The following is a 22,564-nucleotide window of genomic DNA, read 5'->3' as shown; positions in this document are numbered from 1 at the left end:
GCGAAAGACTCCAAGCCGCAACATAGCGCGGCAAGCGAAGCGGCCGGCAACACGACGCTGGCCGCACCGGCGGGCTCTTCCCAGGAGCCCGCCAACAATTCCGGCGAAGACGTCGACGGGACTGCGGATCTGCATCCACAGATCCGTGACCTGGAAGCGCGGCTCGCTGACGCGAGCGCCGAAGACGGCAGCGCGCGCCGGCGCGATGACGTTCAAGCTCTCAAACTACATCGACAAGAAGGCGCTGCCGAAGCCGCCCAAGCAGTTCGGGCACGAGACGCTGATCCCCTCGACCTGGGGCATGCTCGGCAACGATGCCTACGGCGATTGCGTCTGGGCCGGCGCGGCGCACGAGACCATGATGTGGAACGCCGAAGCCGGCCACGTCGTCAGCTTCACCGACAAGGCCGTGCTGTCCGACTACTCGGCCGTGACCGGCTTCAATCCGAAGAAGCCGTCGAGCGACCAGGGCACCGACATGGTGGTCGCGGCATCGTATCGCCGCAAGACCGGCGTGATCGACGCTGCCGGCAAGCGCCACAAGGTTGCGGCCTATCTGTCGATCGAGCCGGGCAATCTCAACGAGCACATGATCGCGGCATACCTGTTCGGCGCCGTCGGCATCGGCATCGAATTCCCGGCCTCAGCCATGGATCAGTTCAATGCCGGCAAGCCCTGGGACGTCGTCAGCCGCTCGAAGATCGAGGGCGGTCACTACATCCCGCTGGTCGCGCGCCGCACCAATCTCGACGTCGTCACCTGGGGCAAGGTGCAGCAGATGACCACGGCGTTCTTCTCCAAGTACAACGACGAGAGCGTCGCCTACGTCTCGCTGGAGGCGCTGAACAACAACAGGTCACCGGAAGGCTTTGACGCCGCCCAGCTGCAGGCCGATCTCGCGGCCTTGAAGGCGGCTTAAAATGGCCTGCAGCCTCCATCAGCGCGAGATCCGTGAGGTCGTCGTCGTTCACGGCGACGGCACGGTCTCGCCGTTGATGGAGGCTCGCTTCCTCGACGTCGTCGACGGCATCGTCCGCGGCCGGCGCCCCGACGACGTCCTGCGCGAGGTTCGCAAGCTCTCGCCGATCCTGGACATGATCCGATGACCTACGCCACGCAAGCCGACCTGGTCGAGCGGTTCGGCGAGGACATGCTGACCGATCTGTCCGATCGTGAAAATCCGCCCGCTGGCGTGATCGATGCGACCGTCATTGCCGATGCGCTCGCTGACGCGGATGCGATGATCGACGGCTATCTGCTCGGCCGCTATCTGCTGCCGCTCACGCGCCAGAAATCGCTGCGCTTGCGGAAGCGCTCCGCGCCGAGCAGCCGATGCAAGAAAACTTCGGCGCGAACGTGCAAGCGCTGCGGCCGGTCGAGACCGATCACCAGCTCTGGAATCGCGCACGCGCGCTGGAGGCGCGCATCGCTGCGAAGGAATTCGTCGAACCGGACGAGCTGCTCTGGCTCGGCAGTTTCCGCGAAGGCTCTGTGTACCGCGGCTTCCTCGCCGTCTACGGCGCGCTGAATGGCGTCGCCGGCGAGATCGCATCAACCGACGAGGCTGCCTCGTCTTCTTAAGCAACCCCGGGTTCGGGCGAAGCCCGATACCCAAAATGGAAGGTCAGGACTCCATGACGAACTCAATCGCACAAGGCCCGGTCGCTCTGAAGAACGTCGCATCATTCATGGCGATGACGACCAAGCTGATCGAGCGCGCGCCGCATCTGCCTGGCTTCGGCGTCTGCCACGGGCCCTCCGGCCTCGGCAAGAGCTGGGCCTCGATGTTCGTGCAGATGAAGGTGAAGGCGCGCCGCATCGAGGTCGGCGAGACCTGGACGCGGCGGGCGCTGCTCCGCCACATCCTCAAGGAGTGCGGCGAGACCGTGCGTAAGAGCTGGAGCGCATCGGACCTCGCCGAGATGGCCAAGGTTTCGCTCGGCGCCGACGCTACGCGCCCCTTGATCGTCGACGAGGCCGACAAGCTTGTCGACAAGAACATGATCGAGGTGATCCGCGAGCTTCAGCAGGAATCGGGCGTTCCCGTCATCCTGATCGGCGAAGAGAAACTGCCGGCCAAGCTCCTGACCGTCGAACGCATGCATAACCGCGTGCTCGACTGGTTTCCGGCGCAGCCGTGCGATCTCGACGACACGCGTGTTCTTGCCACCGCTTTTGTGCCGAAGGTCAGGATCGATGACGACCTGCTCGACACCATCCGCCAGCGCTCCAGCGGCCGGGCCCGGCGCATCGTCGTCAATCTGGAGAAGGCGGCCGAGTACGCCCGCAACCGCAGCCACAAGGCGCTCGATCTCAGGATCTGGGGCAACCAGGACTTCTACACCGGCGAGCCGCCGGCGCAGCGCGACATCGAGCAGTTTCCCCGCCGCAGCGCCCTGAAGGTGGTCGGCTGATGCACAAGGAGCACTTCCACAAGGCCAGTCTCCCGATCCGCGTGCCGCGCGGCAACGAAGGCTTCTGGGAAATCATGGTCCGGCTCAACAAGGAGCAAGGCTGTTTCACCGTCGCCGACGTCGACGGTGAAGGCCACGTCTCGGTCAAGCACATCTCGAAGTACCTGAAGGGCCTGGTCGCAGCCGGCTTTGTCGAGCAGATCGCGACCAGGCAGCACCCGATCAAAGGCAAGTTTGCGACGCCGCTTTACCGGCTGTTGAAGCAACCCGTGAAGGCGCCGCGCGTGCGCCCGGACGGCAGCCTCGTGCCAACCACCACCGCGGCGGAGCAGCTCTGGATCGCGATGCGCAACCTCTCGACGGGCTTCAGCCTGGCCGAGCTGGTGTTTGCCGCGACCACGGAGGAGCTGAAGCCGAACATGCAGACGGCGGGTTGCTTCGTCCGCCGGCTGCACAGAGCCGGCTATCTCGCCGTCATCAAGACGTCCAAGCGCGGCGGGGTTGCCGGCCGCGGCGGAGCCTCGGCCTGGCGGCTCAAGCCTGGCATGAGCACAGGTCCACTGCCGCCGAGCCTCAAGCACATCAACGGCAAGTCCGTCTGGGACCCGAACCTCAAGCAGTTCGTGGGCGAAGGGCCGATCGCCAAGGAGGTGAAGCCGTGAGGTACGAAAAACAGACCTTTGTGCAGAAGGCGCATTCGGCCTGGGGCCATCCGGCGCCGGACTGGATTCAGGCGCTCGCTGAAGAGGCCGACCGCGTCACCGCCACGCGCGCCGCGAAGAGCATCGGCTATTCCGCCGCCGTGCTCTCGCACGTCTTCGCCGGGAACTACAAAGGCGACATGGGTGCCGTCGAGCAGAAGGTGCGCGGCGCGCTGCTCGGCGCAAAAGTCATGTGCCCGGTCTATGGCGAGATCGGGCGCGACCAGTGCCTGGATCTGCAGAAGGTCGTGCCGCCGTTCTCCTCGGAGGCGAGCGGCCGTTGCTATCGAACTTGCCGCGGGCTCGGCGTGGAGAAATGCAGGCACTCGCGCCTGCAGGAAGGTGCGAAATGATGAGCGTCTCGCTGCAGCTGAAGGCGCTCTATGAGCGCTTCGACGGCATGGTCACCGGCAAGGCGCCGATGACCACCTATGAGGCCGCCGAGTTCAAGCGCGACATGCGCACCGTGATGGCGCGTGTCGGGCTGATGGAGCTGGGCATCGCCAACGACACATTCGACGCGATGATCCAGGAGATCGCGCCCGGCCTTGTCGCCGTGCCGATCGCGGCGCCGGTCGAGCACGACGCCAATGTGATTTCGCTGACCAGGGCACGCCTCGATCGCATCGCCGCCCGCTGCACGGATGGAGGTGACAAGTGAGCACCTCCGCCGAGCTCATCGAGACCAGGCTGGCCGCGCAGATCTCTGCGGTCGATGCCAGCGCCGTGGCCGAGTCCATCACCGGTCACACGACGCATGCCGCCAAGCAGCGCTTCGCGATGAACGCCTCGATCGTCGAGATTATTGCGATGGCCGCCTGGCTGCTGCGGCTGCAGGACATCGCAGACCTCACCTACGACATGTTCAAGACCGCCGATCTCATGGACGAGAAGCCGCGCGGCAGCGCCGAGCGTGCGGAGCTGCTCCGTGCGACCCGCGAAAAGATTGCGGTCGTCGGCGCCTCGTTAGAGGCGCTCGGCTTCGGCCAATCACCCACCACCGCCCCAACATTCAGGAGTGACCACCATGGTGAAAGCTAAGGCCGCGGCAGCCGATGTCCGCGTTCCACAGAACCGCGAGGAAGCGGCCAGCATGATCGCAGAGTACGGCGCCGCCGCGATCGAGGTGGCGCGCATTGAAGCCGGCCTGAAGCAGACGCTGGCCGACGCGAAGAAGGCCGCCGAGGATCTCGCCGCGCCGTTCGTGAAGAAGGCCGAGGACATCTACAAGGGCCTGCACACCTATTGCGCGGCCAACCGTCAGCAGCTGCTCGGCAACAGCGGCACCAAGACCGTCGACTTCGGCACTGGCACGGCGAAGTGGCGGTACAATCCGCCGAAGGTGAAGATCAGCGGCGGCGAGGAAGCCGTGCTCGACCTGATCGCGCAAAAGAAGGCTGACGCGATGGCGAAAGACGACCTCGCCAGCGAAGCGGCCTATGGCAACTTCCTGCGCGTCAAGGTCGAGATCGACCGCGAGGCGATGCTCAAGAATCCCGACCTCGCACGCACCATCACCGGCGTCACCATCCCGAAGGGCACCGAGACGTTCGAGATCGAGCCCTTCGGCGCGGAGATCTCGGAGAACGCGGCATGACACCGGCGCCGATCCGCATCGGCCTCACGGCTCGCCAGCGCGAATGCCTGGAGCTGATCGAGCGCTATCAAACCACCTTCAAACAGACACCGACGCGAAGGGAGCTCGCAAACATGTTGGGACTGAAATCACCCGGACGAGTGGTCGAACTGCTCCGTGGCCTACAGGAGCGCGGCTGGATCACCTTCCTGCCGCGCCGCGCGCGGTCGATCACGCTGCTCGCGGAGCCGACCACTCGCACCGGCGGATATGAACTGCCGCTCGCCCTGGATGCCGCTCTGCGGCGCTATTGCACCGACACCGGCGAGAAGCCGGAAGACGTCGTCGCTGATGCCGTCGCGCTGCTGCTCGACGAAGCAGAAGGCCAGGTCGCGGCCTGATCACGAGCAATCATCAAGAAACGTTCAACAGGAGATAACGATGCCTTTGTCTGCCCACCTTGCAACCACTTCGATGCTCTCGACCATCCACGTGCTGAAGGCCAAAGCGAAGTTCGATGACGACACTTATCGCGACTTCATTGCCAAGCGCACCGGCGGAAAGCGCTCCGCCAAGGAACTGACGACCAGCGAGGCCGGCCGGGTAATCGAGGATCTGCGCAGCGTCATCGGCGAGGCCGATATCCGCGGCGCCGTCGCCGGGCTCGACAGCCCGATCGGCGGCAAGCTCCGCGCGCTGTGGATCGCCGGCTACGACCTCGGCATCGTGCGTGATCGCACTGATCGCGCCATGCTGGCCTTTCTCCAGAGGCAGACCGGCGTGTCGCATACACGCTTCCTCAGCGATTCCCGTGCCGGAACGTCAGCGGTCGAAGGTCTGAAGTCATGGCTCGAGCGCGGCGCCGGCGTCGACTGGCCCGGCGATCACGGCGACATCATCGCCAGCAAGCGCGCTGTGCTCGACGCGCAGTGGCGCAAGCTGATCGCGATCGGCGCCGTCAAGCCAGTCGGCCAGGCCGTCGATCCCATGGAGGATCTGCAGCACTACGCCGGCCGCATCGCGCGGCTCAACAGTTGGGAAGCGATGCAGCCGCATCATCTCGACGACGTCCAGAACGCGCTCGGCCGCAAGCTGCGCGGCGCGATAACGCGCCTGAACCAAGGGACGGGAGAGCCGGCATGACCACGATGACCCGCATAGAAGCGACGATGGCCCGGCTGGACAAGGCCGGCGATCTCGACAAGGCGAGGCGCGAGAGAGGCTGGACGGAAACGCGCACGCGCGTCGCCACGGCGCTCTACAATTGCGGTCTCTCCGCGCGCGAGGTTGCCTGCGAGATCGGCGGCGGCATCAGCCGGAACGCAGTCATCGGCAAGATCCACAGAGGTGAGCTGGGTGATCCGCAGCGAAAGCTGCCGCGGCGCTCTACCGACCAGGCCAGAGGCGTTCGCCAGCCGCGGCAGCAACAGTCGCATGACCGCGGCTCACTTGTCCGCGTCAAGGCGAGGGCGAAGGAACAGCCGATCCCGCCGAACGTCATCGATACGCAGATATCGATCGAGCAGCGCCGATCACTCGCCCAGCTCGACAATACTTGCTGCCATTGGCCGGTTGGAGATCCGCGTGAGGCGGAGTTCTTCTTCTGCGGCGCACCGAAGGCGAACGACGAGGACCTGCCGTATTGCGCTTCGCATCAGTTCCGGTCGAGATTGCCGGGCAGTGATCGGGCGAGGAGCAACCCTGCAGCATTCATCAGCGCAGGCCCTAATGCCTCGTGGCGAACGAGGTGAGCGATGGCCGGCATTTGGTGGGATCAAAAAGACACCAGGTTAATCGACTTCTCGGCGCTGACCAGGGCCAAAGGCACCGTCATCACCATTAAGCTTGAAACCGCGGAGCCATTTTCGCTGGCGTCCATCGTGGCCGACCTCAAACGCGCGGCGCAGGAGCAGTCCGACCGGCAACAGGATGAGCAGACGCCAAAACGTTCTCGGCCGGCGTCGACGAAGCTTTGCTCACGTCCGTTGCTCGCTCTTCCATTCCTTCCCAGGAGCAACGACGAATGAAACCGTTGCGCGTCTGCGACCATGCACTGCTCCGCTTCATCGAGCGCGTCGGCGGCCTCGATGTTGAAGGCCTGCGCCGACACCTCGCCGAGTCCCTCGGTCGAGCTGCCGGCGCCGCCGATCAGCTCGGCGCCAGGGAGATGACGATCGCCGCGGACGGCAACCATTACGTCGTCGTCAAGGGCACCGTCGTCACCGTGCTGGCGCCGCCGATGAAGCCGAGGCGGATCAAGGCGCGACGATGACCGGGGAGCTGCCCGGCGTGCTGGCGGAAATCGCCGAGCTTGTCGGCAACGCTAAAGCGTTGCAGATTGCGGCCCATGCTGGCGGCACCCGAATCTATTTTCCAAGCAAGGTCCATCCCGATCATTGGCTCGTGCAATGCGTCGGGCTGGATGCAGCCGGCAAGATCCTGGAGCGCTTTGCCGGCGATACCTGCGACATTCCCCAGGCCGGCCACGGTTCTTATGCACGGTTCCGCCGCAGCGTTGCCGCGCGCATCGAGCAGCTCGAAGGCGAGGATGCGTCCTCAAAGGACATCGCACGCGACGTCGGCGTGTCCCAGCGAACGGTCCATCGCCGTCGAGCCGCCCGGCGCGAGCGCAAGAACAGCAAGCAACGCTCGCTGTTCTAGCCAGAGTCTCCCTGACACATGTCAGCCTGAATAATTCCGGGCAATTTCGGGATTGTGGCCCTCACAGCCGGGGGCCAGCTTGCTTCAACCATCCTTCAAGAGCGCTTTGACATGGGCATGCGTGGCCCTCGCGCTGCTCTGTCTCGGCGCGCCGGCGCGCGCTGACATCTACGGCGGCGTTGCCACCTGGTACGCCGACGAGAGCGGCCGTTATACGGCCAATGGCGAGACCTACGACGCCGACGACCTCACCTGTGCTCACCGAACCTATCCCTTTGACACGCTTGTGCGGGTGACCTGGCGCGGCAGGAGCATCATCTGCCGCGTCAACGATCGCGGTCCCGCCAAATCCACCGGCGTCGATATCGACCTGTCACGGCGCGCAGCGCGCGATCTCCGCATGATCGATGCGGGCCGCGTCCACGTCATCATCGAGAGGCTCGGAAAGATGCTCGAATGATCGACAATTTCCTGAAAAGCATGCCGGTCATCCTGGCTTACGAGGGCGGCTGGTCGAACCATCCGCGCGACCCCGGCGGCGTCACGCTGGAGGGCATCATCCAGCGCGTCTATGACGGCTTCCGCAAGCGCAAGGGCCGGCGCCCCCAGCCGCTCACCAAGGCGATGCGCTTCACGCCCGCCTGGGAAGCCGAACGCAACGAGATCTACAAGGTGCAGTATTGGGACGCGGTGAAAGGGGACCAACTGCCCGCCGGCGTCGATATCGTGATGTTCGATTCCGGCATCATGTCCGGTCCGTACCAGGCCGTGCTCTGGCTCCAGCGCGCTCTGCGCATGAACGACTGCGACGGTCATATCGGCGAAGCCACGCTGGCAGCGATCGAGAACCATCCTGATCACGACCAGCTCGTCGCCGAGATCTGCGCGCGTCGACTCGGCTTCGTGCAGCATCTGAGCACATGGGATGCCTTCGGCAAGGGCTGGTCGGCGCGCATCGCTAATCTCAAGCAGATCGGACAGAGCTGGGCGACCGGATCGGTCGGGCCGCAGCCGGTGTCTGCCCACCAGAACCGCGGCGACGCCAAGGCCTATGCCTCCGACGTTGCGCAGCCGGTCGTTGATGCGAATGATGCCGTCAAGGCCAGCGTCGGCACCGGCTCGGTCGCTGGCGTTCTGGAAGGCGCGCGCGACACCATCGCGCCGGCCGCCTACACCTCCGAAGCGCTGACGAAGGTCTACACCGCCATCGTCATCCTCTGCGTTCTGGCTTCGCTAGGCGCGCTCTTCTATTCGTTCTGGTCGAACTACAAGAGCAAGAAAGCGCGCCGCGCGATCGACGGCGACGTGCTCGCAGACGTGCCGGCAGGAGCATCGGCATGAGCTGCGGCATCTTCGATCCCGCGAGTTGCGTGTTCGACGCCGTCGACACGATAAACGACTTTTCGGCGGACCTGTTCTGGCAGCTCGCGACCGCGCCGCTCACGCTGATCGTGATCGCTGGAATCGGCATCATCGCTTACGCGATTGCGCACGTGCCCTTCGTCGAGAAGTTCATTCCTTCCACGGTCCCGTTCATCGAGAGTGCGCGGGTCATCTGCCTGGTCGCCGCCGGCGCATTGATCTTCCTGATCGGACACCGGTCGGCCGACCAGCGCGCGGAGCTGGAGCGGGCCAGGAGCGATCTGGCCTGGACCGAATTCCAGCTCACCAACCAGAAGCGCGCGACTGATGACGCCGACGAATTGAAACAGGCGGCCGATGTCGCAACCGCGCAAGCCAAGGGGCAACTCAGTGCATACCAGGAGAAGTTCGGCAATGATCCGAATTCCGCCGTTTGTCCTCCTCGCCCTGGCGTCATTGAGTGGCTGCACGACCTCCAGCGTCGAAAGCAGGCAGCAAGCCCCGTCGCGGCCGAACCAAAGCGTGGCCTTGTCGCGCGCCTGCGAAGATCTGGCGCGAAACGTCGATGACCCAGAAGTCACCGAACAGACCGACCCCTGGCAGAAGGTCGGCGAATACGCCGTCGCGCTCGGCGAGGCCAATGCCAACATCGACGCGTCGCGCGAATGCCAGAAGCGGCAGCGTGAGCGGTTTGCAAAGAGGAAGTAAGCAGTGAACGTCAACGACTGGGCGCCGTGGGTTTCGATCGTCGTCGCGCTCGCCGCGTTTCTTTACCCAATCCTGAACGGCCGCTCGAAAAAGATCGACGCGCGGATGGCATCGATCGAAGAGACGCAGAAGCACAACCACGAGCAGGCGCTCCTGCGCACGGTCGCAGTCCAGGCCGAAACCGCCACGGTCAGAGATCGCGTGACGAAGCTCGAAACCGAGGTCGAGCACTTACCGGACAAGGACGTAACACACCGGCTGGAGATGCTGCTCGCCGGCGTGCAGACCGAAGTGCGCGGCCTCTCCGAACGTGTCAAGCCGATCGCCGCCATGGCCGATCGGATTCAGGAAGCCATGGTCGACAAGGTGATGGGCTGATGGGCAAGGACATCATTCGAGAGCACGCGCGGCTGATCATTCTGCGGGAGCTGCACGGCCAGGCGAACTATTCATCCAACGACAGCATGCTCCAGCAGGTGTTGGAATCCTTCGGCATCGCCAAGTCTCGGGACTGGATACGCGGCGAGCTGGATTGGCTCGCCGACATGGACACCCTCACGAGGGCCAGCGCCGGCACCGTCTGGATCGTCACGCTGGCCTCGAAGGGCGTCGAGTTTGTCGAGAGGCGCCTGGTGATCGAAGGCATCAAGCGTCCCGGCGCGCCGGAGGGCTAGCGCCCGATGGCACAACATGCAAAAGCGCGCCGCGGCCGGCTCGCGGAGATCGACAAGCTTCCGGATTGGGCGGATGAAGCCAAGGTCTGGGCCTTCGAGCAGCTCAAGGAGCGCAAAGTCTCGCAGCTCGAGATCCTGGAGCAATTCAACGCCCGTTTGAGGGCCGCTTCACTGGCTCATGACGCAAGCGCAGAGGTGCCGGAGATCTCGCGGTCGGCCTTCAACCGCACAGCCATGCGCGTCGCACTGCTTGGTCGCCGCCTGGAAGAGACTCGCGAGATCGCGGCGATCATCGCGCCGAAGCTGGATGAATCCGGCGATAATTCGCTGACGCTGATGGTGGCGGAAACCATCAAGACGCTGATCTCCGAGATGCTCGGCAACGCGGGTGAGCTCGGCGCCGATGGCGACACCGCCGAAATGCTGATGATGACCTCGCGCGCGCTCAAGCACGCCGAGGAAGCCAAGCGCATCAGTGCGGACGGTCGCCGCAAGATCGCGGCCGAGATGAAGGACAACGCGATCAAGGCCGTCGATACCGTCGCGAAGGCCAAGGGCCTGACGGCCGAGACGGTCGACGCCATCAAGAACAAGATCCTCGGCATCGAGAAGAAGGCCAATGCGTGAGAAAGCCCGCGGAGCCGCAATCCTCGTCCTCTGGGTGATCTTCGCCGGGATCGGCGTGGCGACGTCGATCCGTTTTGTTGTGAGCCACGTCTTTCAGTCAGGAGGAAGATGCGAGATGAGCCACGAATGTCCGATCGAGAACTGCACCGCCAGGGTGCCGTCAGCAATGTACATGTGCCCGCGCCACTGGCGCATGGTACCGAAGCCTTTGCAAGTGGCTGTCTATGCGAGCTTCCGAGCGACCGGCCGTACCAGTGAGAACCATCACGAGGCGAAACGTGTCGTCGAGCAGGCCGAACAGGGTCTCAAGGCGCTCGATCTGCCTGCCGGCACCAAGGCGCTGACTGTTTATCAGCCCTGGGCTACGCTGATCATCCTCGGCGCCAAGCCATATGAGTTTCGCGGCTGGAAGTTCACAGACAAGCCGCATCTCGCGAAGCTGGTAGGGCAGAGAATCGTCGTTCACGCCAGCGCACGGCACCCGCCGATCAAAGAGCTGGACGACATTATTCGGCGGATCGACGACGGAGAAAGCGCGCTGAAGGACGAGACTGCGAGGCCGATCGTGATGGAGATGCGCGCGGCCCTGAAGGCGCGCGGCAAGGATGCGGATCTGCACATGGCCCCGCTCAGTGTCGCGCTCGGCACCGCCGTGATTGGCGAGCCCCGTAGCGTGCTCGACATCTTCAAGGGCTCGCCGATCGCGGACAGCGATCGTCTCGACCACAGCCTCTATGGCTGGCCGATGAGCGACGTGAAGCGGTTCGAGCGGCCGATTCCGTCCGCGGGCGCGCAGGGCTTCTGGAACTGGTCATAGGAGAGCGATATTGGAAGACGCTACTGTCGCCGGCGTAGAGCCGAATTGGGAATGGGCCATCGTGGAAGTGTTCGGCCATCGCCGGCATGTCGGCCGGGCGACGGAGGTCGAGCGATTTGGCGCAAAGATGCTGCGTATCGACGTGCCGAAGCTAGGCGCCGGCGATCACGCTTCACTTGCCGATGGCGAAGTGACCTGGTCGACGCACCTCTACGGAGGAAGCTCGATCTTCTCCTACACGCCGACCGACGAAAAGACCGTCATGAACTACGCCGATCGGGTGCGAGCTGCGCCAGCGGCGATTCCGTATCGCGATCACGGCCAGAGCGATGACGCCTATACCGGCGAAATTGAACCTTCCCACGGCGATGAAGGCTTCGACGAGAACGCGCTCGACGAATGACGGAGTCCGCCCGCACCATCACCGATGCCGAATGGGCAGAGACGCGCCGGGCCGGCCTGGCTGTCGGCGCGCAGCTCGCGCGCGACGCCGGCGGAATCGAAGGCGTGTTGCTGGGCTATCAGAAGCGGCTGCTCGGCTCGACGGCGATCCACGACGTCGTACTCTGCGAGAAGTCGCGCCGTATCGGTGCCACCTGGGGCGTGGCGTCCGATGCCGCGCTGACGGCAGCGGCCGTCAAGTCGGCCGGCGGCATGGACGTGTTCTACATCGGCTACAACAAGGAAATGGCGCGTGAGTTCATCGACGTCTGCGCGATGTGGGCGAAGAGCTTCGAGGACGCCGCCTCCGAGGTGCAGGAATTCGTCTTCGACGATGGCGACCCAGATAGCAACATCCAGGCCTTCCGCATTCGCTTCGCCTCCGGCTTCGAGATCATCGCGCTGCCGTCCCGTCCGCGGTCGCTGCGCGGCATGCAGGGCTTCGTTGTCCTGGACGAGGCCGCGTTCCACGATGACCTCGACGCCATGATGAAGGCCGCGCTGGCGCTCCTGATGTGGGGCGGCCGTGTGCTCGTGATATCGACCCATCTCGGTGTCGCAAATTCGTTCAATCGCCTGATCGAGGACGCGCGCGCCGGCCGCAAGCCATACCATGTCGAGCGCTATACCTTCGACGATGCGCTGAGAGATGGCCTCTATCAGCGCATCTGCCTCGTGACCGGCAAGGAATGGTCGCCTGAAGGCGAGGCACAGTGGCGGGCCGAGATCATCGCCTCCTATGGCGACGACGCCGACGAGGAGCTGTTCTGCGTTCCCTCGCAGGGCGGCGGCGTCTACCTGCCGCGTGCGCTGATCGAGGCGCGCATGGTGACCGACGGCCCGGTGCTGCGCTTGTCGCGGCCGGCAGAGTTCACCTTTCTGCCGAAGGACTACCGCGAAGCAGACATCGCGTCCTGGTGCAAGGAGCATCTTGAACCGCTGTTGAAGAAGCTCGATCCGGAGCGGCAGCACGGCTTCGGCCAGGACTTCGCGCGCAATCTCGACCTGTCGGTGCTGCTGCCGATCGAGATCGGCAAGACCCTGCGCCGCACCGTGCCGTTCTGGATCGAGATGTCGAACATCCCGTTCGAGCAGCAGCGGCAGGTGCTGTTTTATCTGTGCGATCGGTTGCCGCGCTTCGTCGGCGGCAAGATGGACGCCTCCGGCAACGGCGCCTATCTCGCCGAGGTCGCCGCGCAGCGGTACGGGCCGCTCCGTATCGAGCAGGTCAAAATGTCGACCGAGTGGTATCTCGAGAACTTCCCGCCGCTCAAGTCGGCGTTCGAGGATGGCATCCTCCTGCTGCCGAAGGACGCCGACGGCATTGACGATCTCGCCACAGTGCAGACCATCAAGGGCATTCCGCGCGTGCCCGACATTCGCACCAAAGGCGCGGACGGCAAGAAGCGCCACGGCGACCTCGCCATCGCGCTGGTGCTGGCCTACGCGCAGACGCGAGCGCAACTCGTCGAGTTCGATTACCGGTCGGCCAGGACGCCCGATCCCGAGAACCCGTCCGGCGATGAAGACAGCGACACGGGCCGCGCCTGGTGGAAAGCGCCGCTCGGCGCACGCATTCGAGGAGGCTTCTGATGGCCGTCACGACGTCACCCATCCTCGATCAGTTCGGCCGCGCCATCCAGCGCGAGATGCTGACCGAGGAGATCTCCGGGCCGCGCATCGGCACCGTTCGCTCGCCGATCTCCGGCTATCCGGCCGATGGCCTCAATCCTATCAGGCTCGCCAACATCCTGAAGGCCGCCGATTCCTATGATCCGCTCCGGTTTTTCGAGCTGGCCGAGCAGATCGAGGAGCGCGATCTGCATTACGCCGGCGTGCTGGGCACACGGAAGCGGCAAGTCTCGCAGCTCGACATCCAGGTCGATCCGGCCGAGGACACGGCGGACGCAAAGGCTCATGCGGCCTGGGTTGAAGGCGTCTTGAAGCGCGACACGCTGCAGTCCGAGATCTTCGACATGCTCGATGCGATCGGCAAGGGCATCAGCATCACCGAGATCATCTGGGACACGTCGGAAGGCGAGTGGAACATCGATCGGCTCGCGTGGCGCGATCCACGCTGGTTCCGGTTCGATCGCAACGACGGCGAGACGCCGCTTCTGCTGGGTGAGTACAACGCCGATGGCGTCGGCACGATACCCACGACGTCGTCGGGTGAGACGCCGCTGGCACCGTTCAAGTTCATCACCACCGTGATCCGCGCCAAGTCGGGCCTGCCCATCCGCTCCGGACTCTCGCGCCTGGTCGCATGGGCCTGGATGTTCAAGGCGTTCACCGGACGCGATTGGGCCATCTTCAGCCAGACTTTTGGCCAGCCGGTGCGCGTCGGCAAGTATCCGGCGGGCACGACGCAGGGCGACAAGGATACGCTGTTCAACGCCGTCGCCAACATCGCCGGCGATTGCGCAGCGATCATTCCGGAGACGATGGCGATCGAGTTCATCGAGTCCAAGAATGTCGGACCGGGCAGCGACCTCTATCAGAAGCGCTGCGACTGGCTCGATCAGCAGGTCTCGAAGGCGGTTCTCGGCCAGACCGCCACCACCGACGCGATTGCAGGCGGTCATGCGGTCGGCAAGGAGCACCGGCAGGTGCAGGAGGACATCGAGCGCGCCGATGCAAAGGCTTTGAGCGCGATTCTCAACCGCGACCTTGTTCGCTGCGGCATCGACCTGCAATTCGGCCCGCAAAAGGCCTATCCGCGCCTGCGCATCGGCCGCGCGCAGGATACCGACGTCGAATTGTCAGTCGACAGCGCAGTGAAGCTCGTGCCGATGGGGCTGAAGGTCTCAAAAACATACTTCAACGACTTGCTGGGCATTCCGACGCCGGAAGATGGCGAGGAGCTGCTCGAAGCACCAGCTCAAGCGCCATCTACTGGCTTCGGTGGCGATAGCTTTGCCGGAGTGCCGGCGCTCAATGCCGCGCTTCGCATGCGCGAGGCTCACGATCCGATCGCGATGCTCGCCGAACAGGCTGAAAAGCTCTGCGGACCCGGCTCGGATGCGATCATCGACGAGGTTCGCACCGTCATCGAGCGCTGCTCGTCGCTGGAGCAGGTGCGTCAGGAGCTGCGCAAGCTGAAGCCGGGCATTGCCGAACGAAATCTCGCCGGCTTGATGCGAATGGCGCGCGTCGTCGCCAATCTTACCGGTCGAGCGCAGATTCCGGATGCTTAAAGTTCACGGCACACCTGTTCTGCGCGCGTGCGGCTGCTCTTGGGGCTCGCTGCACGCGGAGGTGCTGCCGTTTTCGACCAATCCGACCGAGGCGATCAACTTCCTCAAGCGAAAAAGCAACGTTCCGACCGCCACCTGGACAGACCTCTGGCAGCAGGAGCACTCGGCGAGCTTCACCGTCGCCGGCGCAATGACCGACGACCTGGTCGCGGACTTCCACGACGCGGTCAACAAGGCGATCGAGGGCGGCGAGACCCTCGAATCCTTCCGCAAGGACTTCGATCGCATCGTCGAGGAGCACGGCTGGAGCTACAACGGCTCGCGCGGCTGGCGCTCGCGCGTGATCTTCGACACCAACATGAATACGGCCTACGCTGCCGGCCGCTGGGACCAGATCCAGAGCGTCAAGCGCACGCGTCCCTACCTCAGATATCGCCATCTCGAAGGCCAGAAGTATCCGCGCCCGCTGCACGCGAGCTGGGATGGCATCATTTTGCCTGTCGATCATCCATGGTGGCAGACGCACTACCCGCCGAATGGGTGGTTCTGCCATTGCTGGGTCGACAGCCTCTCCGACGACGATCTCCGGCGCTACGGCCTCTCGGTGTCCAGCCACGCGCCCGTGTCGCAGATGGTCGAGAAGACGATCAGGCTCTCGGACGGCAGCACGAAGACCGTGCTGGTGCCAGAAGGCATCGATCCCGGCTTCGCGTATCGCCCCGGTGAGATGCCGGCGAGCCTGGACGAGGCGCTCGACGAATGACGATTACCCTTCGGCACGGAAGTGGCGGGGGTCGACAGCGCGCAAACGCTGCAACCGCGGGCCTATCCTGGCAGACTGACCCGCACGACGAGAGTATCCGTCCTCGCCGACCCGCCGCTGCTGCGCAGCGCGGCGACCGTAGGCGGGCCGGAGCGATTCGAAGAGATGAGTACGGGAGTTGTCTACAAGCCGGTGAAGCCCGCCGCGGGCTATATCGGCGGCAAGAAGCAGCTGGCAAAGACCATCGTTGCATGCATCGAGCGGATTCCACACGAGACCTATGCCGAGCCCTTTGTGGGCATGGGAGGCGTTTTCCTGCGGCGCCGGCGGCCGAGGAAGGGCGAGATCATCAACGACCGCTCCGGCGACGTCGCGACGTTCTTCCGCATCCTGCAGCGCCACTACGTGCCCTTCATGGACATGTTGAGATGGCAGATCACGGGACGCGCCGAGTTCGAGCGGCTGAAAGCATCAGACCCGTCGACGCTGACCGACCTGGAGCGCGCCGCGCGCTTCCTCTATCTCCAGCGCACCGCGTTCGGCGGCAAGGTAGCGGGCCGCAATTTTGGCGTCGATCCGGCCGGCGCGCGCTTCAATGCGGCCAAGCTCGCGCCGATGCTGGACGAGCTGCACGAGCGGCTTGCCGGCGTCACGATCGAGTGCCTGCCCTGGGCCGAGTTCATCCGCCGATACGATCGGCCGGGCACGCTGTTCTTTCTCGACCCGCCATATTGGGGCGGCGAGAAGGACTACGGCGCCGGCCTGTTCGACCGGTCGGAATATGCGCAGATGGCGGATGTTTTAAGGGCCTTGAAAGGCCGCTTCATCATGTCGATCAACGACGTCCCGGAGATCCGGAAAACCTTCGCCGGCTTCCGCCTGCGGCCGGTCCGGCTGACCTATTCGGTGGCCCGCAGCAACAAGGCACACCAAGCGCGGGAGCTGATCATCACCGCCCGGAATCGGCGGCGCTGAGGAGTCTGGGTTCCGAGTCCGAGTTCGCTGCCCGCGCGCCGCTCCGTCCAACGGCTAAACCATTGCGGCACAATGATTTAGCGCCGTTTTTCCCAAACTCGGACTCCGCGACGCAAAAGCCGCGATTTGAGTCCGAGTTCGAAAGGCTGCTCCGTGTTTTTCAGCCTTTTCGCGCGCGCCGCCACCGCAGGGTGACATCTGAACTTGCGCGCCGTCTATTGCGCCAATTCGCACCAAGGGCCGCCCAAGCCCTTGCATTCCAACAATTTCCCGCCGCTTCCCGGATAATCCCGGCTGATCCCGGGAGGTGTCATATGAAACTGCGCGTCACATCTCGCCAACATTCTTTCGGCGCGTGTGCACACTGCCGAAAGACCCTGTGGCATCGGGCGAACATGCGTACGGCAAAACCGTGTGGTCCTGGCCGTCGTCGCTACGGTCAAGCCTGTCGCGGAGGTGCGGGGAGCCCAACCGGGTGAAGTGCATCGCCAATCTGCGGGGCGAGGGAGGCCAGAAGGAATTCGGCTCCCGGGAGAGCACGGCATAAGCCGTCAAACCACTGCGCAGGGAAGGCCGAGTGATTGGCACCACCTGTATGCTGCCGTGCGGTCTCTTTGCGCTACACTTTCGCGCAGCAGACCGCGGGTGCGAGGTCAGCACCCGGTCTTCCCTGCGCCCTCCTCGACAAGAGGGCGGAATGACGCAGCAAAACTCGGGCGAAATAGGCCGCGAGAACGAGGAGCCGCGCGATAGCGGTCCTGCCCCAGCCTCAGAGCATCGGCTCGAACTGGCAGTGGACGAGCAACTCAGACACCGAGGCGTTGTTCGGCAGCATGAGCGCGGTCTCGACCAGGCGGGCGACGTCGTTCGGCTGGCTCATCTCGTGACGGGGAATCTCGTCGTCGTTCAGCGTCATGTCGGTGGCCACGTAACCCGGGCAGACCACCGTCGCCCGAATGCCGGCCGCGCGTCCCTCCCGGCGGATGCCGTGGGTGAGCGCGACCACTGCGAACTTGGTCATGGCGTAGCCGACATTGCTGCCCACGCGCTTTCCGGAGAGGGATCCCAGATTGACGACCCGTCCATGACCGCAAACAGACAGATGGGGCAGAACGGCTCTGACGAGGCGCAAGGGGCCCTTGACGTTCACGCGCCACATTTCATCGAGTTCGCTCTCGCCCTCGTCGGAGACGCGAACCTTGGGATTGATCCCGGCTGCGTTGACGATGGCGTCGACACCGCCCCACCGCGCAACCGTTGCGTTGGCCCAGGCGAGCGGGCTCTTGGCGTCTTCGGCGTCATAGCGGTGCGTCATCAGTCGCTCGCTCTCCGCGAGCCGGTTCGGATCACGGAGGCCCGCCGATACGCGAAAGCCCGACGACAGCAGCCGGTCGACGACCGCGCGTCCGATGCCGCGCGAGGCCCCCGACACCATGACAATTCGATTGCCGACCTCCAACATCCGGGTCCGTCTCCTATGTGGGCACAAGCGAAATGTAAGGGGACGCGACCGATGGCGAGTAAGAGAAATTCGCTCTGCCGGCATCGGGCGTGCTTATGGCCCGGATGTCCGGTTCGGATATTGGATGTCCTTATGAGGGCAGAACAAATCTGCTGTATGCCGGTGTCGGCCCATCCACGTAGTTTTCCGTCGCCCTGGCTGCCTGCAAAAGAGCCCTGCGGATGGGATTTTCGGACTATCGAACGGCGTTGGTGACGGGCGCATCCTCCGGTATTGGGGCTGCGACGGTTCGGCGCCTGCGTGCTGAGGGCCTCGAAGTCCACGCGCTGGCACGCGATCATCGGCGGTTGGCGAGCCTGTCGGCCGAGACCGGATGTCGCATATGCGAAGTCGACGTCAACGATCTTGCGGCCCTGACGCAGCTTGCGGGCTCGGCCGAATTCGATGTTCTCGTCAACAATGCCGGTCAGTCGCGGCGCAGCAATATCCTGGGTACGGCGCCCGAAGATGTCGATACGCTGGTCGACGTCAACCTGCGCGCGGTCCTGCACCTGACGCGGCTCGTCGTGCCGGGCATGGCAAAGCGCGACCGCGGCCACGTCGTCAACGTCTCCTCGATCGCCGGCCACTACGCCTTTGGCGAGAATGCGACGACATTCAATTCGTCCGTGGCCTATCACGCGACCAAGGCGGGTATTCATTCGCTGTCGCAGCAGCTGCGTGTCGATCTCTACGGGACCCGCGTTCGCGTCACCGAAATTTCGCCCGGACGCGTCGCCACCAGCATCTTCCAGAACCAGAACGCTGCCGACAATCCGGATGCCCGCTTCGTCGGGGCGTTCGAGACGCTCCAGTCCGACGACATTGCGGATGCCATTGCATTCGCGGTCGGGGCGCCGGCGCGCATGAACGTCGCGATGATCGAGGTCGTTCCCACGTTCCAGGTCGTCGGAGAATTACGTTTCGCGAGCCGATCCGAGGCTGCGCGATTGAAAGACATGAGAAGTGGAGCTGACAATGCCTGAACTCGCAAACCGCCTCAAAACCGTGAAGGTGTCGGCCTCGGCGGCGATGACGGATAAGGCGCGCGAACTCCGTGACGCAGGCGTCAAGATTGTCGGTCTGTCGTCCGGGGAACCGGACTTTCCGACGCCGCCGCACGCGATCGAGGCCGCGCACCGAGCGGCCCTTGCCGGCGATACCAAATACCCTGCACAGCCTGGAACCGTCGCGCTGAGGACCGCGGTGCAGCGCAAGTTCAATCGGGAGAACAATCTCGATTATGCGCTCGACGAGATCCTGATCGCCAACGGCGGCAAGCAGATCATCTTCAATGCATTGTTTGCGACCTGCAATCCCGGCGACGAAGTCGTCATTCCGGCGCCGGGCTGGATCACCTATGCCGATATCGTTCTCCTCGCGGAGGCGACGCCTGTCGCCGTGCCCTGTCCGGAGAACAACCAGTTCAAGCTCCGCCCGGCGGACCTTGAAGCGGCGATCACGCCGAAGACGAAATGGTTGATCCTGAACTTTCCCAACAATCCGACCGGCGCAGCATGCACGCGCGGGGAGATGCGGGCAATCGCTGACGTCATGCTGAAGCATCCAGATGTCTGGATCCTGACCGACGACATCTACGAACACCTGACCTATGACGGTTTCGAGTTCTGCACCATCGCGGAGGTCGAGCCGAAGCTGAAGAACCGCGTCGTGACCGTGAATGGCGCGTCCAAGGCCTACGCCATGACGGGCTGGCGGGTCGGCTATTGCGGCGGCCCCAAGGATCTGATCGCGGCGATGAACAACGTCCACGGCCAGGCGACCGGCGGAATCTGCACCCTGAGCCAGGCGGCGGCGGTCGCGGTGCTGGATGGTCCGCAAGACTTCCTGAAGGAGCGCGCGGACATCTATCGCAACCGGCGCGATCTGGTGGTCGGGCTCCTCAACCAAATTCCCGGTATCACCTGCCACAAGCCCCAGGGCGCCTTCTACGTGTTTCCAAACATCGCCGGCTGCATCGGCAAGACCACGAAAGGCGGGCGGCGGCTGGAAACCGATGCCGATTTCATCTCAGCCCTGCTGGAAGAGCAGCATGTCGCCGCCGTACCCGGGGGCGCCTACGGCATGAGCCCATATTTCCGCATTTCCTACGCAACCGATACCGAATCGCTGAAGGAAGGCTGCCGGCGCATCGCTAGCTTCTGCGAGGGGCTGCGCTGACCGGCGTCGAGACGACAGGAGGACTGACCCGACGGAGAATGAAAGATGCGTCCAGCGGCATTTGTCGACCAAGATCGGAGCAATATGCCGAACCGATTGTCATAATCGTTCCTGATGCCCCTAAACGAAGATGTTCTTGGTCCTGTAGGATGGCGACGCATAAGCTTTGTGCAAAGAGGGGATTGCCTTGGTATTGCGCAGTCGAGGACGGCCAGCGATGACCACCAGCGACGATGCGGTGACAGTCTTGACTGTTGAGGCGCCTGCGGTCGCCCAACGGCGAGCGCGCTGGCGCATGGCGCTGCCCGTCGGGCTCCTGGCCGTCCCGATGCTTGCATTCCTGACCTATTTCTTCTTCTACCCAGCCTTCATACTGCTGTTCTCGAGCATCCAGACGCAGGACAGCCGGGGCATCATCGGCCGCCCGTTCACGCTTGCGCACTACGCGCGTCTGATCAACGTCGAGCTCTATGCGCGCGTGCTCTGGACGACGCTCCGGATCAGCATCATCACCTCCGCGCTGGCGACGGTGCTCGCCTATCCGGTCGCGCTGGTCATGGTCAGGAGCCGCCCGATGGTCACGCGCATCATCACCTTGATCGTCATTGCGCCCCTGATCGTCAGCGTCGTCGTTCGCGGATACGGCTGGCAGCTCGTGCTCCAGAACGGCCCGAAGGGCATGCTGAACTGGATCCTGATGACACTGCATATTGTCGATGCACCGATCTCGGTGCTCTACACCGAAGTGGCCGTCGTCATCGGATCGCTGCACGTGTTCTTCCCGATGATGGTGCTGCCGCTGGCCTCCGCGCTCGGCAAGATCGATCCCAATCTCGAAGATGCGGCCCGCATGCTCGGCGCGCCCTGGTGGAAGGTGTTCCTCCGGGTGACGCTGCCGCTGAGCATGCCGGGCTTCGTGGCCGGCTTCACGCTGGTGTTCTCGCTCACCGCCGGCTCGTTCGTCATTCCTGCGATCCTCGGTGGCGCCTCGGCAGTCATGCTCGGCAATTTGATCGAACAGCAGATTTTCGTCGTGTACGACTGGCCGTTCGGCGCGGCCATCGCCGTCGTTCTGGTCGGGCTGGTTCTGGCGGTGAACGGCTTCTCGATGTGGCTTCTGGAAGGCCGGCGTCTCAGGAGGCCCGAGTGATGGACGAGCGGTTCTCCGGCTTCGGCGCTTTCATCCTCTACACCATCACCGCCGGCATGATGCTGTTCATCCTGGCGCCGCTGCTTCTCGTCATGGCGGCGTCGGTCTCCGATTCCTATTTCGTGACCTTTCCTCCGCAAGGCTTCACGCTGAAATGGTATGCCAAGGTTCTCCAGGACCGCGACTTCCTCGAGGCGATGAGGCTGAGCATCCTACTTGCGCTCGGCACGACGGCGGGATCGCTCCTGCTGGGCGTGCCGGCGGCTTTTGCGCTGGTGCGGGGCAGGTTCTTCGGCCTTGCGGCGATCAAGGGGTTCCTGCTATCGCCGCTGATTTTCCCGGCGCTGGTCACGGGCCTGGCGCTGCTCCAGGTCCTGACCAAGCTTGGCTCGCAGGATGCGCGGCTCAACCTGCTGATCGGGCACGTGGTCGTGACGTCGCCCTATGTGATCCGCACGGTCGTTACCAGCCTTCAGCTGGTGGACGAGAATCTGGAGGACGCCGCACGCACGCTCGGCGCCAACCGTCTGCGAACTTTCTGGCGCGTGACGCTGCCGCAGATCGCCTCCGGCGTCGCGGCCGGTGGGCTGTTCGCCTTCATGGTGTCCTTCGACAATTATCCGGTCACGATGTGGCTGGCGAACTCCGAATACTCGCCCGTGCCGCTCATTTTGATGCGGCAATTGGTCAACGTCTTTGACCCGTCCGTGCCCGCGATGTCGACGATCATCATCCTGATGGCGATGGTCGGTGTGCTGCTGCTCGAGAAACTGGTCGGCCTTCGCCGCGCGCTGGCCGCCTGATTTGCATTGGTAG

Annotated in this window: 33 protein-coding genes and 1 pseudogene; 33 read left to right on the top strand and 1 reads right to left on the bottom strand. The window is 64.1% G+C overall.

The window, feature by feature from the left end; translation table 11 throughout:
• Positions 1-145: 145 nt before the first annotated feature.
• The 29 genes and pseudogenes from ACWAT4_RS26435 to ACWAT4_RS26295 all read left to right on the top strand — a co-directional run bounded on the left by ACWAT4_RS26435 (position 146) and on the right by ACWAT4_RS26295 (position 16,916).
• Complete coding sequence (locus ACWAT4_RS26435; protein ID WP_449728462.1) at positions 146-919, top strand: hypothetical protein; 774 nt, start codon at positions 146-148, stop codon at positions 917-919.
• Position 920: 1 nt separating this feature from the next.
• Positions 921-1,106, top strand: coding sequence for a hypothetical protein (locus ACWAT4_RS26430; protein WP_449728461.1), 186 nt, complete (start codon positions 921-923; stop codon positions 1,104-1,106).
• Positions 1,103-1,228: pseudogene (locus ACWAT4_RS26425) on the top strand (phage protein Gp36 family protein); the annotation flags it as partial. The gene ACWAT4_RS26430 and the pseudogene ACWAT4_RS26425, both read left to right, overlap by 4 nt.
• 104 nt (positions 1,229-1,332) lie before the next feature.
• Entirely contained in the window at positions 1,333-1,581 is a 249-nt protein-coding gene (locus ACWAT4_RS26420; protein ID WP_449731334.1) for a hypothetical protein, read from the top strand.
• 53 nt (positions 1,582-1,634) lie between these two features.
• Entirely contained in the window at positions 1,635-2,414 is a 780-nt protein-coding gene (locus ACWAT4_RS26415; protein ID WP_449728460.1) for an AAA family ATPase, read from the top strand.
• A complete protein-coding gene (locus ACWAT4_RS26410; protein WP_449728459.1) occupies positions 2,414-3,076 on the top strand; it encodes a hypothetical protein in 663 nt (220 codons plus the stop codon). Before ACWAT4_RS26415 ends, ACWAT4_RS26410 begins: the two co-directional genes overlap by 1 nt.
• A complete protein-coding gene (locus tag ACWAT4_RS26405; RefSeq protein WP_449728458.1) occupies positions 3,073-3,468 on the top strand; it encodes a transcriptional regulator in 396 nt (131 codons plus the stop codon). Before ACWAT4_RS26410 ends, ACWAT4_RS26405 begins: the two co-directional genes overlap by 4 nt.
• Entirely contained in the window at positions 3,465-3,776 is a 312-nt protein-coding gene (locus ACWAT4_RS26400; protein WP_449728457.1) for a hypothetical protein, read from the top strand. Before ACWAT4_RS26405 ends, ACWAT4_RS26400 begins: the two co-directional genes overlap by 4 nt.
• Positions 3,773-4,156: a hypothetical protein gene (locus tag ACWAT4_RS26395; RefSeq protein ID WP_449728456.1), complete on the top strand. Its 384-nt coding sequence runs from the start codon at positions 3,773-3,775 to the stop codon at positions 4,154-4,156. The genes ACWAT4_RS26400 and ACWAT4_RS26395 overlap by 4 nt, the downstream gene beginning before the upstream one ends.
• Positions 4,143-4,712 (top strand): host-nuclease inhibitor Gam family protein, encoded by a 570-nt coding sequence (locus tag ACWAT4_RS26390; protein ID WP_449728455.1) that lies wholly within the window; start codon positions 4,143-4,145, stop codon positions 4,710-4,712. Before ACWAT4_RS26395 ends, ACWAT4_RS26390 begins: the two co-directional genes overlap by 14 nt.
• The gene (locus ACWAT4_RS26385) at positions 4,709-5,092 is read left to right on the top strand and encodes a LexA family protein (protein WP_449728454.1); all 384 of its coding nucleotides are present in this window, start codon (positions 4,709-4,711) and stop codon (positions 5,090-5,092) included. The genes ACWAT4_RS26390 and ACWAT4_RS26385 overlap by 4 nt, the downstream gene beginning before the upstream one ends.
• A gap of 40 nt (positions 5,093-5,132) precedes the next feature.
• Positions 5,133-5,834 carry a regulatory protein GemA gene (locus ACWAT4_RS26380; protein WP_449728453.1) on the top strand — a complete coding sequence of 234 codons (702 nt, stop codon included), beginning with the start codon at positions 5,133-5,135 and terminating at the stop codon, positions 5,832-5,834.
• Positions 5,831-6,442, top strand: a complete 612-nt coding sequence (locus ACWAT4_RS26375) for a GcrA family cell cycle regulator (protein ID WP_449728452.1) — start codon at positions 5,831-5,833, stop codon at positions 6,440-6,442. Before ACWAT4_RS26380 ends, ACWAT4_RS26375 begins: the two co-directional genes overlap by 4 nt.
• 3 nt (positions 6,443-6,445) lie before the next feature.
• Entirely contained in the window at positions 6,446-6,718 is a 273-nt protein-coding gene (locus ACWAT4_RS26370; RefSeq protein WP_449728451.1) for a hypothetical protein, read from the top strand.
• Positions 6,715-6,963: a hypothetical protein gene (locus ACWAT4_RS26365; protein ID WP_449728450.1), complete on the top strand. Its 249-nt coding sequence runs from the start codon at positions 6,715-6,717 to the stop codon at positions 6,961-6,963. Before ACWAT4_RS26370 ends, ACWAT4_RS26365 begins: the two co-directional genes overlap by 4 nt.
• Positions 6,960-7,352 (top strand): hypothetical protein, encoded by a 393-nt coding sequence (locus ACWAT4_RS26360; RefSeq protein ID WP_449728449.1) that lies wholly within the window; start codon positions 6,960-6,962, stop codon positions 7,350-7,352. Before ACWAT4_RS26365 ends, ACWAT4_RS26360 begins: the two co-directional genes overlap by 4 nt.
• Before the next feature lie 121 nt (positions 7,353-7,473).
• Positions 7,474-7,812 (top strand): septal ring lytic transglycosylase RlpA family protein, encoded by a 339-nt coding sequence (locus tag ACWAT4_RS26355; RefSeq protein WP_449728448.1) that lies wholly within the window; start codon positions 7,474-7,476, stop codon positions 7,810-7,812.
• Complete coding sequence (locus ACWAT4_RS26350; RefSeq protein ID WP_449728447.1) at positions 7,809-8,693, top strand: glycoside hydrolase family 108 protein; 885 nt, start codon at positions 7,809-7,811, stop codon at positions 8,691-8,693. Before ACWAT4_RS26355 ends, ACWAT4_RS26350 begins: the two co-directional genes overlap by 4 nt.
• Positions 8,690-9,283, top strand: coding sequence for a hypothetical protein (locus tag ACWAT4_RS26345; protein WP_449728446.1), 594 nt, complete (start codon positions 8,690-8,692; stop codon positions 9,281-9,283). The genes ACWAT4_RS26350 and ACWAT4_RS26345 overlap by 4 nt, the downstream gene beginning before the upstream one ends.
• Entirely contained in the window at positions 9,243-9,422 is a 180-nt protein-coding gene (locus tag ACWAT4_RS26340) for a hypothetical protein (RefSeq protein ID WP_449728445.1), read from the top strand. Before ACWAT4_RS26345 ends, ACWAT4_RS26340 begins: the two co-directional genes overlap by 41 nt.
• 3 nt (positions 9,423-9,425) lie before the next feature.
• On the top strand, positions 9,426-9,800 hold the full coding sequence (locus ACWAT4_RS26335; protein ID WP_449728444.1) for a DUF2730 family protein: 375 nt from the start codon (positions 9,426-9,428) through the stop codon (positions 9,798-9,800).
• The gene (locus ACWAT4_RS26330) at positions 9,800-10,096 is read left to right on the top strand and encodes a VpaChn25_0724 family phage protein (protein WP_449728443.1); all 297 of its coding nucleotides are present in this window, start codon (positions 9,800-9,802) and stop codon (positions 10,094-10,096) included. Before ACWAT4_RS26335 ends, ACWAT4_RS26330 begins: the two co-directional genes overlap by 1 nt.
• A 6-nt stretch (positions 10,097-10,102) precedes the next feature.
• Positions 10,103-10,723: a DUF3486 family protein gene (locus ACWAT4_RS26325; protein WP_449728442.1), complete on the top strand. Its 621-nt coding sequence runs from the start codon at positions 10,103-10,105 to the stop codon at positions 10,721-10,723.
• Positions 10,716-11,540 carry an ASCH domain-containing protein gene (locus ACWAT4_RS26320; protein WP_449728441.1) on the top strand — a complete coding sequence of 275 codons (825 nt, stop codon included), beginning with the start codon at positions 10,716-10,718 and terminating at the stop codon, positions 11,538-11,540. Before ACWAT4_RS26325 ends, ACWAT4_RS26320 begins: the two co-directional genes overlap by 8 nt.
• A 10-nt stretch (positions 11,541-11,550) precedes the next feature.
• Entirely contained in the window at positions 11,551-11,943 is a 393-nt protein-coding gene (locus tag ACWAT4_RS26315) for a hypothetical protein (RefSeq protein ID WP_449728440.1), read from the top strand.
• Complete coding sequence (locus tag ACWAT4_RS26310; protein WP_449728439.1) at positions 11,940-13,574, top strand: terminase large subunit domain-containing protein; 1,635 nt, start codon at positions 11,940-11,942, stop codon at positions 13,572-13,574. Before ACWAT4_RS26315 ends, ACWAT4_RS26310 begins: the two co-directional genes overlap by 4 nt.
• The gene (locus ACWAT4_RS26305; RefSeq protein WP_449728438.1) at positions 13,574-15,178 is read left to right on the top strand and encodes a DUF935 domain-containing protein; all 1,605 of its coding nucleotides are present in this window, start codon (positions 13,574-13,576) and stop codon (positions 15,176-15,178) included. The genes ACWAT4_RS26310 and ACWAT4_RS26305 overlap by 1 nt, the downstream gene beginning before the upstream one ends.
• Positions 15,171-15,941, top strand: coding sequence for a phage head morphogenesis protein (locus ACWAT4_RS26300; RefSeq protein ID WP_449728437.1), 771 nt, complete (start codon positions 15,171-15,173; stop codon positions 15,939-15,941). The genes ACWAT4_RS26305 and ACWAT4_RS26300 overlap by 8 nt, the downstream gene beginning before the upstream one ends.
• 165 nt (positions 15,942-16,106) lie before the next feature.
• A complete protein-coding gene (locus tag ACWAT4_RS26295) occupies positions 16,107-16,916 on the top strand; it encodes a DNA adenine methylase (protein WP_449728436.1) in 810 nt (269 codons plus the stop codon).
• Between the two features lie 769 nt (positions 16,917-17,685).
• Here ACWAT4_RS26295 and ACWAT4_RS26290 read toward each other — a convergent pair.
• Positions 17,686-18,378, bottom strand: a complete 693-nt coding sequence (locus ACWAT4_RS26290) for an SDR family NAD(P)-dependent oxidoreductase (protein WP_212426723.1) — start codon at positions 18,376-18,378, stop codon at positions 17,686-17,688.
• 221 nt (positions 18,379-18,599) lie between these two features.
• Between ACWAT4_RS26290 and ACWAT4_RS26285 the strand changes: the two genes are divergently transcribed.
• From ACWAT4_RS26285 to ACWAT4_RS26270, 4 genes are all read left to right on the top strand, one after another.
• Positions 18,600-19,403 (top strand): SDR family oxidoreductase, encoded by an 804-nt coding sequence (locus ACWAT4_RS26285; protein WP_449728435.1) that lies wholly within the window; start codon positions 18,600-18,602, stop codon positions 19,401-19,403.
• Positions 19,396-20,598: a pyridoxal phosphate-dependent aminotransferase gene (locus ACWAT4_RS26280; protein WP_449728434.1), complete on the top strand. Its 1,203-nt coding sequence runs from the start codon at positions 19,396-19,398 to the stop codon at positions 20,596-20,598. Before ACWAT4_RS26285 ends, ACWAT4_RS26280 begins: the two co-directional genes overlap by 8 nt.
• Before the next feature lie 217 nt (positions 20,599-20,815).
• Positions 20,816-21,748 carry an ABC transporter permease gene (locus tag ACWAT4_RS26275; RefSeq protein ID WP_249148781.1) on the top strand — a complete coding sequence of 311 codons (933 nt, stop codon included), beginning with the start codon at positions 20,816-20,818 and terminating at the stop codon, positions 21,746-21,748.
• Entirely contained in the window at positions 21,748-22,551 is an 804-nt protein-coding gene (locus tag ACWAT4_RS26270) for an ABC transporter permease (RefSeq protein ID WP_212300587.1), read from the top strand. Before ACWAT4_RS26275 ends, ACWAT4_RS26270 begins: the two co-directional genes overlap by 1 nt.
• The last annotated feature ends 13 nt before the right edge of the window (positions 22,552-22,564 follow it).

This window comes from Bradyrhizobium sp. T-1 (assembly GCF_053592855.1).
This window is presented reverse-complemented; position numbering and strand designations above follow the sequence as displayed.

Bases quoted from the DNA above. Each gene is read 5' to 3' on its own strand.
- ACWAT4_RS26330 (WP_449728443.1), top strand. From the start codon at position 9,800: ATGGGCAAGGACATCATTCGAGAGCACGCGCGGCTGATCATTCTGCGG.
- ACWAT4_RS26430 (WP_449728461.1), top strand. From the start codon at position 921: ATGGCCTGCAGCCTCCATCAGCGCGAGATCCGTGAGGTCGTCGTCGTT.
- ACWAT4_RS26290 (WP_212426723.1), bottom strand. From the start codon at position 18,378: ATGTTGGAGGTCGGCAATCGAATTGTCATGGTGTCGGGGGCCTCGCGC.
- ACWAT4_RS26345 (WP_449728446.1), top strand. From the start codon at position 8,690: ATGAGCTGCGGCATCTTCGATCCCGCGAGTTGCGTGTTCGACGCCGTC.
- ACWAT4_RS26270 (WP_212300587.1), top strand. From the start codon at position 21,748: ATGGACGAGCGGTTCTCCGGCTTCGGCGCTTTCATCCTCTACACCATC.
- ACWAT4_RS26325 (WP_449728442.1), top strand. From the start codon at position 10,103: ATGGCACAACATGCAAAAGCGCGCCGCGGCCGGCTCGCGGAGATCGAC.
- ACWAT4_RS26365 (WP_449728450.1), top strand. From the start codon at position 6,715: ATGAAACCGTTGCGCGTCTGCGACCATGCACTGCTCCGCTTCATCGAG.
- ACWAT4_RS26370 (WP_449728451.1), top strand. From the start codon at position 6,446: ATGGCCGGCATTTGGTGGGATCAAAAAGACACCAGGTTAATCGACTTC.
- ACWAT4_RS26275 (WP_249148781.1), top strand. From the start codon at position 20,816: ATGACCACCAGCGACGATGCGGTGACAGTCTTGACTGTTGAGGCGCCT.
- ACWAT4_RS26320 (WP_449728441.1), top strand. From the start codon at position 10,716: ATGCGTGAGAAAGCCCGCGGAGCCGCAATCCTCGTCCTCTGGGTGATC.
- ACWAT4_RS26400 (WP_449728457.1), top strand. From the start codon at position 3,465: ATGATGAGCGTCTCGCTGCAGCTGAAGGCGCTCTATGAGCGCTTCGAC.
- ACWAT4_RS26390 (WP_449728455.1), top strand. From the start codon at position 4,143: ATGGTGAAAGCTAAGGCCGCGGCAGCCGATGTCCGCGTTCCACAGAAC.
- ACWAT4_RS26280 (WP_449728434.1), top strand. From the start codon at position 19,396: ATGCCTGAACTCGCAAACCGCCTCAAAACCGTGAAGGTGTCGGCCTCG.
- ACWAT4_RS26360 (WP_449728449.1), top strand. From the start codon at position 6,960: ATGACCGGGGAGCTGCCCGGCGTGCTGGCGGAAATCGCCGAGCTTGTC.
- ACWAT4_RS26375 (WP_449728452.1), top strand. From the start codon at position 5,831: ATGACCACGATGACCCGCATAGAAGCGACGATGGCCCGGCTGGACAAG.
- ACWAT4_RS26380 (WP_449728453.1), top strand. From the start codon at position 5,133: ATGCCTTTGTCTGCCCACCTTGCAACCACTTCGATGCTCTCGACCATC.
- ACWAT4_RS26385 (WP_449728454.1), top strand. From the start codon at position 4,709: ATGACACCGGCGCCGATCCGCATCGGCCTCACGGCTCGCCAGCGCGAA.
- ACWAT4_RS26295 (WP_449728436.1), top strand. From the start codon at position 16,107: ATGAGTACGGGAGTTGTCTACAAGCCGGTGAAGCCCGCCGCGGGCTAT.
- ACWAT4_RS26420 (WP_449731334.1), top strand. From the start codon at position 1,333: ATGCAAGAAAACTTCGGCGCGAACGTGCAAGCGCTGCGGCCGGTCGAG.
- ACWAT4_RS26300 (WP_449728437.1), top strand. From the start codon at position 15,171: ATGCTTAAAGTTCACGGCACACCTGTTCTGCGCGCGTGCGGCTGCTCT.
- ACWAT4_RS26350 (WP_449728447.1), top strand. From the start codon at position 7,809: ATGATCGACAATTTCCTGAAAAGCATGCCGGTCATCCTGGCTTACGAG.
- ACWAT4_RS26285 (WP_449728435.1), top strand. From the start codon at position 18,600: ATGGGATTTTCGGACTATCGAACGGCGTTGGTGACGGGCGCATCCTCC.
- ACWAT4_RS26305 (WP_449728438.1), top strand. From the start codon at position 13,574: ATGGCCGTCACGACGTCACCCATCCTCGATCAGTTCGGCCGCGCCATC.
- ACWAT4_RS26415 (WP_449728460.1), top strand. From the start codon at position 1,635: ATGACGAACTCAATCGCACAAGGCCCGGTCGCTCTGAAGAACGTCGCA.
- ACWAT4_RS26410 (WP_449728459.1), top strand. From the start codon at position 2,414: ATGCACAAGGAGCACTTCCACAAGGCCAGTCTCCCGATCCGCGTGCCG.
- ACWAT4_RS26310 (WP_449728439.1), top strand. From the start codon at position 11,940: ATGACGGAGTCCGCCCGCACCATCACCGATGCCGAATGGGCAGAGACG.